Origin of the sequence: Veillonella parvula (assembly GCF_945949885.1) — a bacterium.
In the GTDB taxonomy this organism is placed as follows: domain Bacteria; phylum Bacillota; class Negativicutes; order Veillonellales; family Veillonellaceae; genus Veillonella; species Veillonella parvula_B.
Genome location: NZ_CAMFFZ010000007.1, coordinates 20,020 through 35,815, shown reverse-complemented (window position 1 = coordinate 35,815; position 15,796 = coordinate 20,020). Strand labels below are relative to the sequence as shown.

Genomic DNA, 15,796 nt, shown 5'->3' with positions numbered 1-15,796 from the left:
ATAGAGTCTTATTAGGCTTTAGTATTAACGAATTGTTTTTACACCGATTAAGTCTGTACGACTTGGATCAATATCTTTTAATGGTACTACATGATCTTTATAAAACTCTGCTTCAGATGCTTTCACTGGCACTTGGAAGAACAAGAAATATGCCATATTATCCTTGTACCAAGTAATACTGCGAACTAAGCCATTATTTACATCACCTGTATACTGCACATCACCTGTTGGGGTAGAGTCAATCCACTGTACGTCATGATATTCTGTTGGAACATATTCTTTAGGCCATACCGTATCCATAGAGTAGCTCATGCGAAAGACCATCGTATGATTTACCCAACGCCCGCTGCGTTCTTGATATTCTTGACCTTCCTTCCAATATACAGTTTCTAATACATCATTATCATAAAAATGTGTAGCATAGTATGTATAGCCAAGAGGCAAGTAACTTGGTACAGATACGTTATAGGACAGCTTACGAGATGCATCAATTACACCGCTAGGTAAGCCGATGGATTTACTCGTAAGTATAGGCCACTCAGAATTCGTATGTGTACGCAGTGGCAAACCAATAGTTTCAAAATGAGGTCTATCTTGTTCACCATTTTGTTTAACACTTTGCGCATTACTTCGTTTAACATTTTGCTTATCATTTCGGTCACCACGTAATCGAGTATTATCAGCGGCTACGTTAGTAAGAAGCCCTACAGAGTCTACAATTTTGCTTACAAAGTTTTGGTTTCTTGTAGAGGCAAAGTAGAGCATATATACTTTATTATCTTTTTCCCAGTAAGCAATTTGAACAGAGTCGTTGCTAGAGCCTAAAGTATGTACAGGGACTCCATTAGGGGTAGTAAAGCTAACGGCATCATCAACATCGTATTTTGTCTTTTCCAATATAGGCTTTACCACGGTATCGATAGCCCACCCCATACGATACACAATATCTGTATTAGAGAAGGTTAATTTCTGACCATATTCTCCATTATGGCCCGTTTCCGTATACACGATTTCTAATACGTCATGATCTCTTGACTTTACATCGCGTACTGCAATAATCTTCAGGCATGTAAGATGGAATTTGTAAATCATATCCAAAATAATTAGTAGTTGCCTCAATATTACGCTCTAGGATATCACCATTATCAAGTTGATCATACCACCGATAGCGATTCATTAGTTCTTTATTCTTTTCCACTGTATCAGTGGTAACTGTATGTCCATTTTCATCCACTAAAGGAGATAACGCACTAACTGATTGTACTCCAAAGCTGCCTATCACGGTAGCTAATATTCCCATGGCTAATAATGATTTGGTTATTTTTAATCTCATATTTTCTGCTCTCTCTAAAACACGCCAGTCTTAGCTTTCATAGGCACTACATGTTCCTCTTTTATTTCTTCAATTGTTTTAGGTGTTGTCGGATAGTTACCAACTAGTTCATAACGGGAGCTATCAATACTCTTCAACGGTACTACATGCTCTTTATAGAATTCCGCATCAGCCTCTTTCACCCGTTCTAAGAAGAATAGAGAATAAGCCATCCCATCCTTCGTCCACGAAATGCTGCGAACCATATGTGTTTCAGGATTACCTGTAAAATAAACATCACCAGAATCACCTGATTTAGACCATTCAATATCGCCGTACTCAGATGGAACATATGGTATATCTCTTACGGTATCTAAGGAATATCCCATTCTATATGCCATAATACTATCTATATATTTTTTCCCATCCCGATAGATAGTCACACCTTTTTTATAATATACAACCTCTAATACATCATTTTGATCTTGACGCGCTGTATAGAGCTGATAACCATAAGGTATATAGCTAGGCGCCTTGACCTCATACGGCAGTTGCTGTGCAGCTTCTACTATTCCTTTCCAATTACGAGCCCCTTCTTGCGTTTTCATAGGCCACTCTAATAAAGTCTTTCTTGGTAATGCTTTGATTGCTGAATCAGGATAAACTCTAGGCATATCAAATGTAACGGCAGCGGAAACGCCAACATTATCGGTAGATATTGAATCATTAACAACATCAGCTGAAACATATCCTGCACACAATAATCCTACAGCCATAGCAGATAAAACGGACTTAAATAGAAGCTTCTTCATAATCTCTCCTTTATAAAAACTTGATATATACTTTACACATATAATGATATATTTTCTTATTTATATCAAAAACATGCTGCCGATTCTGTTGCCCTAGCTACTTCATAAAACTTTTATCTTTCCTATTGTGAAAGTATAGTTATGAGCCATTAGCTGCTTTAATGCTTATTAGTTATACATAATAAAACATCCTACTAAACGCTATATTACAATAGAGTTCAATAGGATGTTTTGTCATTATTTAGTTAATAGAGGCATAATAATATCTTGTTCAAGCTGTCTTCGTCTTTTTGCAGTATAGTCTACAACTTTAATTTGAACGACGCCCACAGAGTTTACCATGGCATCGGTAAAGGTAAATTCTCGACCAGTCTGATGCTTCATCAACACTTGTAAACCATGAACTTTTTCATCAATATTCTCTAAATAAGCAGCCTCTCCTCGTCCCATTACACTGGAATAGACTGAACTATATTTACAAGGAATATCTCCACCTGAAACGAGAGCCTCATCATCACCATCAATTTCGATAAATACATGAGGATTCGCTTGAATCAAACTAAACTTCTTCCCCTCATGATAGCCATGTACATAGATGTAGAGTATATCATCTACAATTTCATAACCGAAATGTAAAGGTACCAAGGGTAATCACCATCTATCATGCCTAGGTGAATGATACGCGTGCTGTTTAAAATATCTTTAATTTCATCTATATTTGTAACCATACGATCTTGACGTCTCATAATAGCCTCCACGGTTATATTTTAATGATAGTTCATGTATTATTATAACAATTTTTCAGCTATATTTCTCACCAATCCTTTTGAAAGCTATAAGTAATCTATATTAATCAAGGTAGTTTACTAAATATACCTCTAAGATTTGTCCACTGAAAAAATACATTTGACTTTTTAGAATAGATACTGTATTATAAGAAAATAGTTTTATAGATTCTATAGATTATGAAAGTTATGGTTATCCATGGCTTTTTATGTTTATAGATAGTTTGTAGAAAAGAGGTCTTTATTATGTCTGATACTCATCAGTTAAAACGGGGCCTTAAGAACAGGCATGTACAGTTGCTCGCTATCGGCGGTGCTATTGGTACAGGTTTATTCTTAGGCTCCGGCCGCGCCATTCACTTGGCTGGTCCATCCATTATATTCGCCTACCTAATAACAGGTGTTATTTGCTTCTTTATTATGAGAGCACTAGGCGAATTACTGTTATCTAACCTAAACCACCACTCTTTTATCGACTTTGTAGAAGATTACTTAGGGGATCGAGCAGCATTTATCACGGGATGGACATACTGGTTCTGCTGGCTTTCACTAGCCATGGCAGACTTAACGGCCGTAGGCCTCTACATGCAGTACTGGATACCGTGGCTGCCCCAATGGATACCCGCCTTACTTGTTTTAATCGTCTTGTTGTTAATGAACTTGACAGCTGTAAAACATTTCGGCGAAATGGAATTCTGGTTTGCCTTGATTAAGGTAATCGCTATTATCTCTCTTATCATAATCGGTATCATCATGATTGTTACAGGTTTTACTACAGATGCTGGCGTCGCCGCCTTTAGCAATATGTGGAACTACGGAGGATGGTTCCCGAATGGAACGATGGGCTTTATTCTATCATTCCAAATGGTTGTATTTGCTTTCACAGGTATCGAACTCGTAGGTCTAACAGCTGGCGAAACGGAAAATCCTGAAAAGGTTATTCCAATGGCCATAAATAATATTCCATTACGTATTATTTTATTCTATGTGGGCTCTTTAGCCATCATCATGAGTATTTACCCTTGGACTGCCGTTAACCCTGCTGCAAGCCCATTTGTAGCCGTGTTTACAGCAGTTGGCATTACAGCCGCTGCAGGTATCGTAAACTTCGTTGTTCTTACTTCTGCAGCCTCTGCTACAAACTCCGGTATCTTCAGTACAGGTCGTATGATTTACGCCCTAGCAAAACGCGGTCACGCACCTAGTTCTATGCGTCGTTTGACTAACAGTAGCGTACCATACCAAGCAACGATTTTCTCGGCAGCCGTATTATTGATTACGGTTGTACTCAACTACGTAATGCCTGAAGCAGTATTCGTTATGATTACATCAATCTCCACATTCTGCTTCATCTTTATTTGGGCCATGATGGTTATTTGCCATCTCAAATATCGCAAGAAAAATCCTGAGGTAGCGGCACAGTCTAAATTTAAAATGCCTCTATACCCAGTAATGAATTACGTTATCCTCGCGTTCTTTGTTTTCGTTCTAGCAATTCTAGCCTTAAATGAAGATACTCGAATTGCCCTCTTGTTCACACCAATTTGGTTCATCATTCTTTGGGCCTTCTACTCCATGCTCAATACGGATGATGAAGATGCTCTTGGGGAAGAACTCATCGAAATGGCTGGTGTAAAAGAAATTTACAAAAAATCTAAAAAAGATGATTCCGATGATTACGTAATCTAACAAAAAGCCCGTGCATGCACGGGCTTTTCTATTACTTCATAGTCGGGAAGTTTTCTTGTTCATATTGTTGTTGATACGCTGGTAGATTACTTATATTTTCATTGTAATTAAAGATAGTCTTAATGCGATAGCCTTCTTGAGTGATGATGATATCAATAGAGGATGGTACTTCTTGACCATTCTGTTGCAAATGGTTAACTAATTCTTGCAATGCCTCAGTTTGACGTAAAGAACCTGTCATATATTTACCCTTGGATAGACCTGTATTTCTAATAACTTGGCCATTGTATACTTGACCTCTATTATCTTTGTAATAAAAGTGTACAGCATCCTTATCTCCCGTAGGAACTGCTTTAATATAAATGGTCTTCCAATTCTTTTTAATCATCACTTTTGTAGCTTCTGCTAAATTATTAGACAAACGTCGTGTTTCTTTATTTGTTGATTTAGACACACCATTAACCTGTTGAATTTCATCATTCATAGGCATATCAATAGGTGCCACTACTGGATCTTGTTCTACCTTTTTTGCATCTGCAGGCTGAACCGCGCACACACCAACAACCGCCATTACAGCTATTGCGATAAGAGCAATTTTTTTCATTCCATCTCTCCTTAGAGAATTTATCAACACAAATTACATTTTATACAATACATTATATTCATTCAACTATATATTATCAAGTTAATTTGATTTTTCAGTATTTACATTCTTAATTATTTGATTCCATTGTTCGAAAAGTTCAGTATTATAATTCATATCCATATATTTTATATTGAAAGAAGTTATAGATTTTAGATTATCATAACTTTCCATTCTATTAGTCTTAACATTCCAAAACAACATCATATTTTCATATATAGGAATACCATAATACTGTTCAGCTTTAAAAAAATCAAAAGGTAAATTCATATTTGGTTTCGCATATATAAGAGGAGTAACCGTGAGCAAATAAGTATCTCCTACCTTACCATTTATATATAATTCTCTAGGAATAAGAGAGTCTAATATTACTTTATCATTTTTAATACCATGTTTACTTTCTTTCTTTTGTTGAACCAAACGTGGATCTGTATCAACTATTTTAGTAGCAGATAAAGTAGCATCTAAAATATATTTTCCCTCCCTATTAGAGGCTATGATATTACCATCGATATAGTCTAATGAGGCAAAAAACTTATCAAAATCATATCCTATAATATTAGCAGTCAAAGATGTATCAGTGACCCTCAAAATCAAAAGCGGATACAAATTCATATTAGAAATAGTATCATTAGAGCGTGCAAGCAGATATAATTCATCATTAACGATAAGATAATCAAAAATATAACAGTTATATTCTTTCATAATAGGTAATACATCAATGGCATAAGATTCAGAGTAGTTACTTGCATTTATAACTGTTAAGATTGCATTTGAATTACGATTAATATCAACAGTAATATCCTTTTCTAAAATTATCCCTTGTTTGGGTAAAATACATTTCTCATTTCTCATACCACTGAGGTGTAAGGCACCCAAAACAAGAATAAGAAAAATAAAAAAACTTACAATATAATGTTTCTTTATCCATTGCGACATAGGACCACCTCTCTCTTACCTATAGTATAACTAAATCTCTAGACTAATAAAAGAAAAGGCTTCTACCAATACTTGACAAGATACGTTCCATCGATTATTGGTTAAAGCCTTTTTTATAATATTAGTTATGAAATTGTTTCATATAGTAAAGAGATATACTTAGAAGTTTCTATTCGCTTAGATAGCTAAAATCAATATTACTAAATTAATTACTAAAATCCGTATCCACAATAGCGAATTGGGTATATTCAGGGCAGCGTTTTTGCATTTCTGCCTTGATTTTTTCTAATGTACTATGTGGATCTTCTTCGTCAAAGTCAAAGATAATATCGTAGTAGATAACCTTCTTTTCTTCTTGTACGTAGAAGGCATGTACTTGTACTACATGTGTATATAAACTAATAACTTGATCAAGAGCTTTTCTAATTTCAAGTACTTCTACACTTGGTTTGTTTTCAGCATATACACCAACGGTCATATTGATGCCAAACTTTTTATAAAGATGAACCGCAATGCCCTTTGTTAGGGGATGAACTTCTGCCATTGTCATCGTATCTGGCACTGTAATGTGAACGGAACCAATTGTTTCGCCTGGACCATAGCTATTTAATACTAAATCATATACGCCCCCCACATTTGGATGTTGAGCGATAGTTTCTTTAATCTCACGGATTAAATTGTCATCTGCCCGAATACCAAGCAAATGATTATACATTTCGCGCAAAATATCATACGCTGCTTTCAAAATCAAAGCAGAGATAGCCGCACCCACATAACCTTGAATATCAAAGTTAAAGAAGTATACTAGGCCTGCAGATATCAATGTGGCAAAGGTAATTACCGCATCAAAAAGGGCATCTATACCAGATGCTACGAGCGCATCGGATTTATATTTTTCACCTTGTGTCTTGATATAACGGCCCATCACTACTTTCACCACGATGGCAACAGCGATGATGACAAGACCTGGAATATCAAAGGTAGATACCTCAGGGTGGATAATTTTTTCCACAGATTCCTTAAGAGATCCAATACCAGCACCAAGAATGATAAAAGCTATGGCCATGGTAGTCATATATTCTATACGACCATGCCCAAATGGATGCTCCTTGTCAGCCCCTTTGGCAGCTAATTTCGTGCCTACAATGGTCAATACAGAGGACAACACGTCGGTTAAATTATTTACCGCATCAAGGATGATGGCGATAGAATTAGACGCAAGGCCCACAATCATTTTAAAGATAACGAGAACTATATTGCCTATAATGCCTTTTATACTGGCAAGTGTAATCCCCCGATTACGTGCTGCACTATTTTCTTGTAAAATCATACTACACCTCTTACATTCTGATTTATAGTTCTTAAATTGAACTATATCGATTTACTCCTATTTATATTATAGCTTATCGATTATCATTTGTCATTATTTTTCTTGAAAAAATTTTTTAAACTTATTGGTTTTACTGAGTTATCAATAATTCTCATTTCTCAATTAGAATTTTTGATGTATTGTGACTTCACAATGTATAGTACAGACTTATGACTAACAAACTAGTATTTTGTATTACGTAACGAGTTAACCAGATCAGATTATGCCGTAACCGTAATACGCTCTCCTGTGCGAATGTGTGTAAATACTACCTTTTGAGCGCGTAATTGGAATGGCTGTCTCGTAGGTTGTGCACCGTATAATGTATCCCCTACAAGAGGGTGCCCTATATGGCTGAAAGCTACTCGAATTTGATGTGTTTTCCCTGTGTACAAACGAACTAAAACCTCAGTATATCCACATTTATTGGACTTATACACAGTTTTGTCCACATTTGGATTATTTTTATCCACATCTACTAATTCTATATCCACATTTTTTAGTCCTATATCCACAGAATTTTCAGACTTATTCACAGAGTTATCCACAGGCCGGGAAGAATGTCTACATAGGACGGAAAAATCTGTGCGAGTCTCTTTGCCCTTTGCATTTACTTCGTAATGAATACCATCAGCACTGCGTTCCATAGGGAATACTAAAGTATCCTCATCAGCTTCTACAATGCCTTCTACAGTAGCCATATACCACTTTTCAAAAGTATTATCATCCATTTGCTGTTGATAAAGACTTTGAGCTAGACCGCTTTTAGCAATGACAATACAGCCCGTCGTATCTCGATCTAGACGGTTCAAGAAACGTACCTTTCGCTTGATACCATGTTCTTTAAAATAGTGCGCCACCCCATTGGCAAGAGATAGTTGATCTTTAGAGTTCACCGTCACACCACTTGGCTTATCCACAATAAGGAGATCATCATCTTCATATAGAATGTGTAAGTCCATTTCGATAGGGTCGTGATCTATTTTTTCCTTTGCCATAGCAATCCAGATCTCATCGTCTACGGAAATTACATCCTTTGGTGCAGCCTTATGCCCATTAATATGGATTAATTTCTCTTCAAAGAGTTTAACTAAGGACTTTCGAGGATATTTAGTATCTAACACTTCGCCAAGTGAAATATCACATGCTTCGCCAGTATGTTCTAGATCACCACTTGACATGTCTTGATTGCTACTCGATATACCTCGACTGCTACTAAATACGTCTCGACCGTTATTAGACAGCTTTTGTTTTGCATATTTCTGACTAAGCACAGCGTCTATATCTACAGCGGTCACGGTCCACAGAATATCATCAGGACGATGTGTTTTTCGCGCCATCAGTATCTCCTTTCTACGAGTTCAGGATCTCGTGGCATATAGTTGAGTAGCGAGCTTGGTTGAACAGCTCGACCTCTTATATTCGTCTGTTCAAAGGTAATGGTCAATTCTTGTTTAGGTCGAGTGATGGCCACATAGAACAAGCGCTTTTCTTCATCATCACGACCTTCTGCAAGGGCAAAAGGACTTGGGAACGTACCTTCGTTGAGTCCTGCTAAAAATACGTAATCGAACTCACTGCCCTTTGCTTGGTGAATGGTAATGATAGGAATGCGGGCTTCGTTTCGCACCTGTTGTGCAGGCTCGCCCGCCGTGAGAGCTGCGAGCTGCAAGATTTGATTTAACCGCGCTAATCCTGCTGGCCCTTCATAAGCCGCATCTAATTTTTCCATGATACGATATAAATCGCGTATATGCTCTACTTTAGCCGCTTCTCCATGAGATTTGTAGTATTCTAGAACTCCCATTTGATTCATGATGTACGCCAATAATTTCGTTGGCATCTCCGTATAGGCTTTTCTACGCAACGTCGCCATTTGAGATGCGATATTGGTGAAAGCTGCCTTATATTTGTTAATAGCTACCATACGTCCCGTTGTAGTAGGCACGATATTTTCTTTCACCGCATAGATTAAAAGCTGTGCAGTGGCTAATATATCGTCCATCGCATTGTGCGTTGGCTCATGGTGGATAGGAAACTCAGACGCAAGGAAGCCCAATTTATGATTTGGTAAATTAGGATAGAAACGACGGTAGATATCGAGGGTATCGTAGATAGCCTTGAACTCGGGATTACCTAAGTTATGACGCGCCAATTCGTTCGTAAAAATGCTTACATCATAGTTTACATTGTGACCTACAATAATAGCATTCTTCGAGAATTCCTTAAAGGCTTGTAACACTATCGCTGGCTCTTCGCCGTGCTCTTGTAAATACGCATCGGAGAAGCCGTGTACCTCTTCGGATTGACCAACAGGTAAACCAGGATTGATAAAGCGTTCAAAGGCCTCTAAAACCTGTCCATTTTCATCGATGCGAATAGCTGCAATTTGAATGATGCGGTCTTGAGACGTATCCGTACCGGTGCTCTCCACGTCATAAACAACTACTTCGTGCTGCTCTAATCCACTGACAAGCTTTGCATAAGGCTCCGCCTCAAAGATAGGCATATCCATGAAATCCGTCAATTTTAAACCTACTTGACGCGTCTCAGGGCTTTCAATCGCAGCGATACGAGCGTCACCGATGCCAGCAACATAGCGTTTTATAATGCGCTTAGCGCTGACGGAGTCATTCGGGTTCATAAGCAGTTTAAAGTAAGCCATAACGTCTTTGATTTCTTGACGTCTAAAGAATTTGAACTCGTCGATAATCATAAATTGACGGCGTTCCTCTTCAGGACGCTCACCGTTAAGGCGTTCAAAGGAGTCACTCAATCGTTGAGCCTTTTTATTATCTCGCACGAGAACGCCGATATTAGCATCCTTTGGTAAGGCGTAGATAGCTTCGTAGATATATCGGCCCTCAAGGTAGCTATTTTTACAGCCTTTAATGAGAACTGGCTTACCCTTGCTTTCACTATTGGCACGAGGCAATTCAGTGTAGATAGACCCAACTAGATCGGGGAACATATTTTGCAAGGTCTTGAAAGCCATCGTAAAAAGCGTCCAGTTAGAGCGATAGTTTTCATAAAAGATGATTTTCAAGGGCTTGAAATCCGCATCAAATTGCTTAAGCAAGCGGAACGGATCGGAGCCACGCCATTCGTAAATCGTTTGGAAATAGTCGCCACATAGTAGCACGTGATTACCTTCCCACAGCATTTCTAGAACCTTGTACTCCAGTACGCCCGTATCTTGCATTTCATCTACAGAGATATAGCTGTAACGACTGCGCCAACGTTCACGAACTACAGGGTCTTGGAATAGACGATGAACACCGCAGATCAGATCCGTAAAATCTAGGCCATGCACGGAAGCTAGGCTTTCATCATACGCAGCAATCCATTCGTGACCATGGTTCAAGAAATCATTGAGTTCACTATAGAGGACATTGCCAAAGCTGGAGAATTGCTGCTCAATGGCTTCACGCTGCTCCTTCTGCAAGCGCTCAATAGTGCGTTTATAATCACCTACGAGGTCATCAGAATAAAATCCATATAAAGAGCGATATTCTTTCACCATAGCGATAACATTAGCAAAAGACATTTCTCGCAATTTACCAGGACGGTACGGTTCAGAAAGTTCCTTGCAGTCTTCTTCGTCAAAGATAGTCACGTCCGTGTACAAGCTTTCGTTGCGCTTTCCCTCTTGTTGGAGAATGAAAAAGCAAAAGCTGTGGAATGTACTAACCTCCACAGCCTTTGCAGGACTGCCTACGAGCGATTGAATGCGGTCTTTCATCTCATTTGCGGCCTTGTTCGTAAAGGTCATGCACAAGATATTTTCCGCCTTCGCATAGCCGCCCTCGATGAGGTGAGCCACTCGATAAGCAAGTGTATTCGTTTTTCCCGTCCCAGCGGACGCTAACAAGAGGATATTCTGTTCCACTTCATCAATAACGCGTTGTTGTTCACGATTGATAAGCATAAAGACCTCCTGTTATAAAATGCCGTAATATATAGCAGCTAAAACCATAGGAATAGGACCTAAAATTGCTGTTAATGCCCAAATACCAACTCCAATATCCATTGGAATCTCAAGTACATGAACACATACCCAGTAGGTTAAGCCACCAATCACAACATTCATAGCCACCCGTTTAATGGTGAAAAATGCTACCTTGAAAGCAATGTAGGCTACAGCAACGGAAATAACCGCCGATATAATCGGTGATGCTAATAAAGATTCCATATTATCCTTTCATTTCTTGACGGTTCACTACGGCACCGCCTAGCGTTAATTCATCGGCATATTCAATATCGCCACCCACAGGAACACCGCGGGCAATGCGCGTTACCTTAATGCCACTTGGACTTAATAAGCGCGCCAAATACAGAGCTGTTGCTTCTCCTTCGACATCTGGATCTGTCGCGAGGATAACCTCTTGTACAACACCATCGCGAAGGCGTGCAATCAATTCTTTTACGCGAATATCATCGGCACCGATGCCCTCCATAGGGGACAAGGCACCTTCCAATACATGATACAAGCCCTTATAATCACCACTGCGCTCGATAGCAATGACATCGCGAGATGTTTCAACAACCATAATCGTCGTATGATCACGGTTCGGATTGCTACAGAATTCGCAAGGATCTTGAGCTGATAAGTTAAAGCAAATAGAACAGTGACGCGTAGCCCCCTTCGCTTCTACGATGGTTTCCACGAGACGGTCTACCTCTTCCTTCGGCATTTCTACCAAATGATAGGCCAAGCGTCTAGCCGACTTGGAGCCGATGCCAGGCAAGCGACGCAACTGCTCTACGAGCCGTTCTAAAGCATTTATCATTTAAAATAAACCTGTTGGCAAGTTAAGACCACCAGTTACCTTGCCCATTTCTTGAGCCAAGAGGTCGTCCACTTTTTTGCTAGCTTCGTTTACCGCAGCCATTACTAGATCTTCTAACATTTCTACATCTTCAGGATCAACAGCTGTAGGGTTCAATTTCAAAGATTCGATGATTTTTTCACCGTTCATCACAACGGTTACAGCACCGCCACCTACGGAAGCTTCTACAGTACGAGTTTTTAACTCTTCTTGCATTTTCTTCATATCTGCTTGCATTTTTTGAACTTTTTTCATCATGCCAGTCATATTGCCCATACCTTTACCAAACATTGTATTTCCTCCTTTTAGGACATCGTCCTATACTAATATTCTAAGTCCATATCATTAATACTATATAACATAGGTCTATAACATATATGTCTCCTAATAGCCCTAAGGCCAAAGGTTATTATATAACGATTGCTTTTCATCTATTCTTCGATGACCTCGACGATGATGTCATGGTCTTCAGATAGTTTTTCTAATGTTTCTGCCAATAAAGGATTATTTCGTTCCTCTTCGGTCATTTTTGTTGGGTCCCATGCGTATTCACGAGCCACCGTAACACTATCGATAGCCTCTACTTCAATAGGTGCTGGCGAAAGCATACCATTTCCATCACTTTGATGCGGGGTTACCTCACGAGGTTCAACCCCATCAGACTTTGGGACAGCTTCCACCTCGATATGCGCACCGCTATCCATAGGACGCTCTAACACTTCTCCATTCTCACTGATAACAGTCACACTATCTAATGGATGTGGTGGCATATCATCTAAGGATGATACATAAGAACCCTCCATATCGTCTACAGGCACATCATCAAAGGAATGAACCGGAATATCATCCCCTTCAATAGAGCCTGCAAAAGACTCGATAGGAATCTCACCATCAGGAACCTGATTAGATGGACTGCCATCAAAAGATGTAATCGGCACATCTCCACCGGATGCTGGCTCTGTTTCTACGCCAGCTCCTAATGCAGTTTCTGATGCAGCTATTGTAGTTGTATTCGCACTATCACTAACTACTGTATTTGCAACAGCATCGCCGGTTTTCTTAGCTAAGAATGCCATCGCCGTAGCCTTAGCCGCGTCCACAGCCGCAGAATCAGGCTTACTCTCTTGCGAATCATTGGTCAAATCCATTTGTGTCGGTTCCGCACCGGAGGTCGTCTTTACATCAACCATCGGTTCTTGTGGCCGTTGGGATGCTTTTACTTGGCGTTGTGTGGTGCTACCAGCAGCCTTTTTATAGTCTTTATAAACTTGCGTGAGGGCATCCACGATTTCTACGTGTACCGCATAGCCCAGTGTATAGGTGAAAGCATCAGCTGCTTCAGCCAAGTTCACTTCATTAGTCATCACATTGAGATGCAATGTATTTTTAAAAGCCATGACCGCTTTGCTTTGGTCTACATATACAAGTTGACCTTGACCAATAACGGTAGACGTCATATTGCGATTGCTATCCTTCAAGTATTTAATCACATTGGATTGTACATTGCGATACTCTTGAGCAGACAAGATTTGTTCACTAATGATGGCCTGTGTACTAACACCTTTTTTAGCACGACCTTTAGCTTGGTTTCTTGTAGGTTTTTGGGAAGCCGTGTCCCCATTATTTGGCGGTGGCGCCATGCCAACCCCGCCCATCGGTGGCGGAGCCATGCCCACTCCATTCATCGGAGGAGGTGTACTACCTGGTGCTCCCATCGGTGGAGGCGTCATACCTACCCCATTCATAGGAGGCGGTGTCATCCCCACACCACTTGATGGTGGCACTGCATCAATAGTAGTATTTTGAGTGCTGCTCATTGGAGCATCCTGTGTAGTTACAGTAGTATCAACAGATACAAAACTATTCGCATAGCCACCTTGTGGTGGTACAAATGCATTAGCACCATATGTTGTTGGAGCTGCTACGGGGCCTCGTTGTTCCAATTGAGCCATGCGGTTCAATAAATCATTTCGTTCAGATCTCTCGGCACTTTCTAATGCATATACGCGATCTTCGATGCTTTCATCAACAGAACCTAATTTAGCACAAAGCACGAGTAGGCCCATTTCGATGATAGTTCGCGGATTGTCCACTTGTTTCGCATCATTCATGATGGATTGAGCACTGCGCACATATTGGTTAAGTTCATTAAAATCAACAGTATTGGCCTGAGCTAGGAACTCATCCTTAAAGGCATCGTATACCTTGAGCTCATCCGCATCAGGAGCCACCTTACCAACGAGTAAGGCGCGCACATGTTGAATGAGGGCTTCCATAATCTGCGTTGCATCGCGACCCTCTGCCAATGCATCGTGAATGTAGGATAATACTTTAGGGCCATCGCCGTTGCGCAAAGCATCTAGGAAGTGAATAATCCATTCTTTACTTACGAGACCAATTAACTCTTCCACCACTTGCGGTGTAATAGAGCCTGTTGCCATACCTGCACATTGGTCTAGAATACTCAAGGCATCACGCAAACCACCGTCTGCATGAACAGCGATAAGCTGAGCCGCCGCAGAATCAAGGCCAAAGCCTTCTTTTTCTGCTACGTAAGATAGACGTTGAGCTATGTCATCAGAGGTAATGCGTCTAAAGGTATAGCGCTGACAACGAGACACGATAGTAACAGGCAATTTTTCAATTTCTGTAGTAGCAAAGATAAACATCACATGAGCAGGCGGCTCTTCGATTGTTTTTAAAAGCGCATTCCATGCCTCTGTGGTAAGCATATGGGCTTCGTCGATAATGAAAACCTTTTTACGCCCCTCAACAGGCATAAATTTGACGCTTTCACGGAGAGCACGTACCTCATCGATACCGCGATTAGATGCGGCGTCGATTTCAAGGACATCCATGGACTGTCCACTCAAAATCGATTTACAAGCACTACACTCGTTACAGGGGTGATCCGTTGGACCATGCTCGCAGTTGATAGCACGCGCAAAAATCTTCGCCATACTCGTCTTACCAGTCCCCCGTGGACCGGCAAATAAATAGGCATGAGCTACCTTATCCTCGCGGATAGCGCGCATCAATGTATCAGACACCTGATGCTGACCGACTACATCGGTAAATGTCTGCGGACGATACTTACGATATAGCGCAATATATGCCATTGGAACACCCCCTTTTTCCGAAACTTACAATACTTTATTATACCATATTCAGGAAAATTAGACATAAAAAAAGCGACCCTATAGGCCGCCTTGCAATACTCGATCACGACAGCCCCCGGGTTCCCCGTGGCACATGAAGGTTGCCGCTTAGTGCTGCTACCTCTCAGTCCTGACACGATTCACAGGCCCCCATTGCACAGGCCCGAGAACTGCCATGATCCAATATTGCAATATAAATATTATACATGATGAATAAATAGAAGTCTAGACAGAAAAAAGACTATTCATCCTTCTACAGA

Annotated in this window: 11 protein-coding genes, 1 other RNA gene and 2 pseudogenes; 1 reads left to right on the top strand and 13 read right to left on the bottom strand. The window is 40.1% G+C overall.

Features of this window, described 5'->3' with window-relative positions; all coding sequences use genetic code 11:
- Nucleotides 1-24: 24 nt before the first annotated feature.
- The 3 genes and pseudogenes from Q7O55_RS03530 to Q7O55_RS03515 form a co-directional block, all read right to left on the bottom strand.
- Nucleotides 25-1,333, bottom strand: a pseudogene (locus tag Q7O55_RS03530) (hypothetical protein).
- A gap of 14 nt (nucleotides 1,334-1,347) precedes the next feature.
- Nucleotides 1,348-2,124: a hypothetical protein gene (locus Q7O55_RS03520; protein ID WP_303928346.1), complete on the bottom strand. Its 777-nt coding sequence runs from the start codon at nucleotides 2,122-2,124 to the stop codon at nucleotides 1,348-1,350.
- A 237-nt stretch (nucleotides 2,125-2,361) separates the two neighbouring features.
- Nucleotides 2,362-2,870, bottom strand: a pseudogene (locus Q7O55_RS03515) (pyridoxamine 5'-phosphate oxidase family protein).
- Nucleotides 2,871-3,155: 285 nt separating this feature from the next.
- Between Q7O55_RS03515 and Q7O55_RS03505 the strand changes: the two are divergent.
- Complete coding sequence (locus Q7O55_RS03505; RefSeq protein WP_303928339.1) at nucleotides 3,156-4,598, top strand: amino acid permease; 1,443 nt, start codon at nucleotides 3,156-3,158, stop codon at nucleotides 4,596-4,598.
- Nucleotides 4,599-4,629: 31 nt separating this feature from the next.
- Here Q7O55_RS03505 and Q7O55_RS03500 read toward each other — a convergent pair whose 3' ends face one another.
- The 10 genes from Q7O55_RS03500 to ffs form a co-directional block, all read right to left on the bottom strand.
- Nucleotides 4,630-5,202, bottom strand: coding sequence for an immunity protein YezG family protein (locus Q7O55_RS03500; protein ID WP_303928337.1), 573 nt, complete (start codon nucleotides 5,200-5,202; stop codon nucleotides 4,630-4,632).
- 81 nt (nucleotides 5,203-5,283) lie between these two features.
- Nucleotides 5,284-6,180 carry a hypothetical protein gene (locus Q7O55_RS03495; protein ID WP_303928335.1) on the bottom strand — a complete coding sequence of 299 codons (897 nt, stop codon included), beginning with the start codon at nucleotides 6,178-6,180 and terminating at the stop codon, nucleotides 5,284-5,286.
- A gap of 205 nt (nucleotides 6,181-6,385) precedes the next feature.
- Entirely contained in the window at nucleotides 6,386-7,510 is a 1,125-nt protein-coding gene (locus tag Q7O55_RS03490; protein ID WP_303928333.1) for a cation diffusion facilitator family transporter, read from the bottom strand.
- 260 nt (nucleotides 7,511-7,770) lie between these two features.
- Nucleotides 7,771-8,889 carry an RluA family pseudouridine synthase gene (locus Q7O55_RS03485; protein ID WP_303928330.1) on the bottom strand — a complete coding sequence of 373 codons (1,119 nt, stop codon included), beginning with the start codon at nucleotides 8,887-8,889 and terminating at the stop codon, nucleotides 7,771-7,773.
- Nucleotides 8,889-11,477: a 3'-5' exonuclease gene (locus Q7O55_RS03480; RefSeq protein ID WP_303928327.1), complete on the bottom strand. Its 2,589-nt coding sequence runs from the start codon at nucleotides 11,475-11,477 to the stop codon at nucleotides 8,889-8,891. The genes Q7O55_RS03485 and Q7O55_RS03480 overlap by 1 nt, the downstream gene beginning before the upstream one ends.
- 12 nt (nucleotides 11,478-11,489) lie before the next feature.
- Nucleotides 11,490-11,741 (bottom strand): hypothetical protein, encoded by a 252-nt coding sequence (locus tag Q7O55_RS03475; protein WP_303928324.1) that lies wholly within the window; start codon nucleotides 11,739-11,741, stop codon nucleotides 11,490-11,492.
- A gap of 1 nt (nucleotide 11,742) precedes the next feature.
- A complete protein-coding gene (gene recR / locus Q7O55_RS03470) occupies nucleotides 11,743-12,339 on the bottom strand; it encodes a recombination mediator RecR (RefSeq protein ID WP_303928322.1) in 597 nt (198 codons plus the stop codon).
- Complete coding sequence (locus tag Q7O55_RS03465; protein WP_008714816.1) at nucleotides 12,340-12,669, bottom strand: YbaB/EbfC family nucleoid-associated protein; 330 nt, start codon at nucleotides 12,667-12,669, stop codon at nucleotides 12,340-12,342.
- A 140-nt stretch (nucleotides 12,670-12,809) separates the two neighbouring features.
- A complete protein-coding gene (gene dnaX / locus Q7O55_RS03460; protein WP_303928317.1) occupies nucleotides 12,810-15,497 on the bottom strand; it encodes a DNA polymerase III subunit gamma/tau in 2,688 nt (895 codons plus the stop codon).
- Nucleotides 15,498-15,606: 109 nt separating this feature from the next.
- An RNA gene (gene ffs, locus Q7O55_RS03455) (signal recognition particle sRNA small type) lies at nucleotides 15,607-15,706 on the bottom strand.
- Between the last annotated feature and the right edge of the window lie 90 nt (nucleotides 15,707-15,796).

Bases quoted from the DNA above. Each gene is read 5' to 3' on its own strand.
- recR (WP_303928322.1), bottom strand. From the start codon at position 12,339: ATGATAAATGCTTTAGAACGGCTCGTAGAGCAGTTGCGTCGCTTGCCT.
- Q7O55_RS03500 (WP_303928337.1), bottom strand. From the start codon at position 5,202: ATGAAAAAAATTGCTCTTATCGCAATAGCTGTAATGGCGGTTGTTGGT.
- Q7O55_RS03490 (WP_303928333.1), bottom strand. From the start codon at position 7,510: ATGATTTTACAAGAAAATAGTGCAGCACGTAATCGGGGGATTACACTT.
- Q7O55_RS03475 (WP_303928324.1), bottom strand. From the start codon at position 11,741: ATGGAATCTTTATTAGCATCACCGATTATATCGGCGGTTATTTCCGTT.
- Q7O55_RS03480 (WP_303928327.1), bottom strand. From the start codon at position 11,477: ATGCTTATCAATCGTGAACAACAACGCGTTATTGATGAAGTGGAACAG.
- Q7O55_RS03465 (WP_008714816.1), bottom strand. From the start codon at position 12,669: ATGTTTGGTAAAGGTATGGGCAATATGACTGGCATGATGAAAAAAGTT.
- dnaX (WP_303928317.1), bottom strand. From the start codon at position 15,497: ATGGCATATATTGCGCTATATCGTAAGTATCGTCCGCAGACATTTACC.
- Q7O55_RS03495 (WP_303928335.1), bottom strand. From the start codon at position 6,180: ATGTCGCAATGGATAAAGAAACATTATATTGTAAGTTTTTTTATTTTT.
- Q7O55_RS03505 (WP_303928339.1), top strand. From the start codon at position 3,156: ATGTCTGATACTCATCAGTTAAAACGGGGCCTTAAGAACAGGCATGTA.
- Q7O55_RS03485 (WP_303928330.1), bottom strand. From the start codon at position 8,889: ATGGCGCGAAAAACACATCGTCCTGATGATATTCTGTGGACCGTGACC.
- Q7O55_RS03520 (WP_303928346.1), bottom strand. From the start codon at position 2,124: ATGAAGAAGCTTCTATTTAAGTCCGTTTTATCTGCTATGGCTGTAGGA.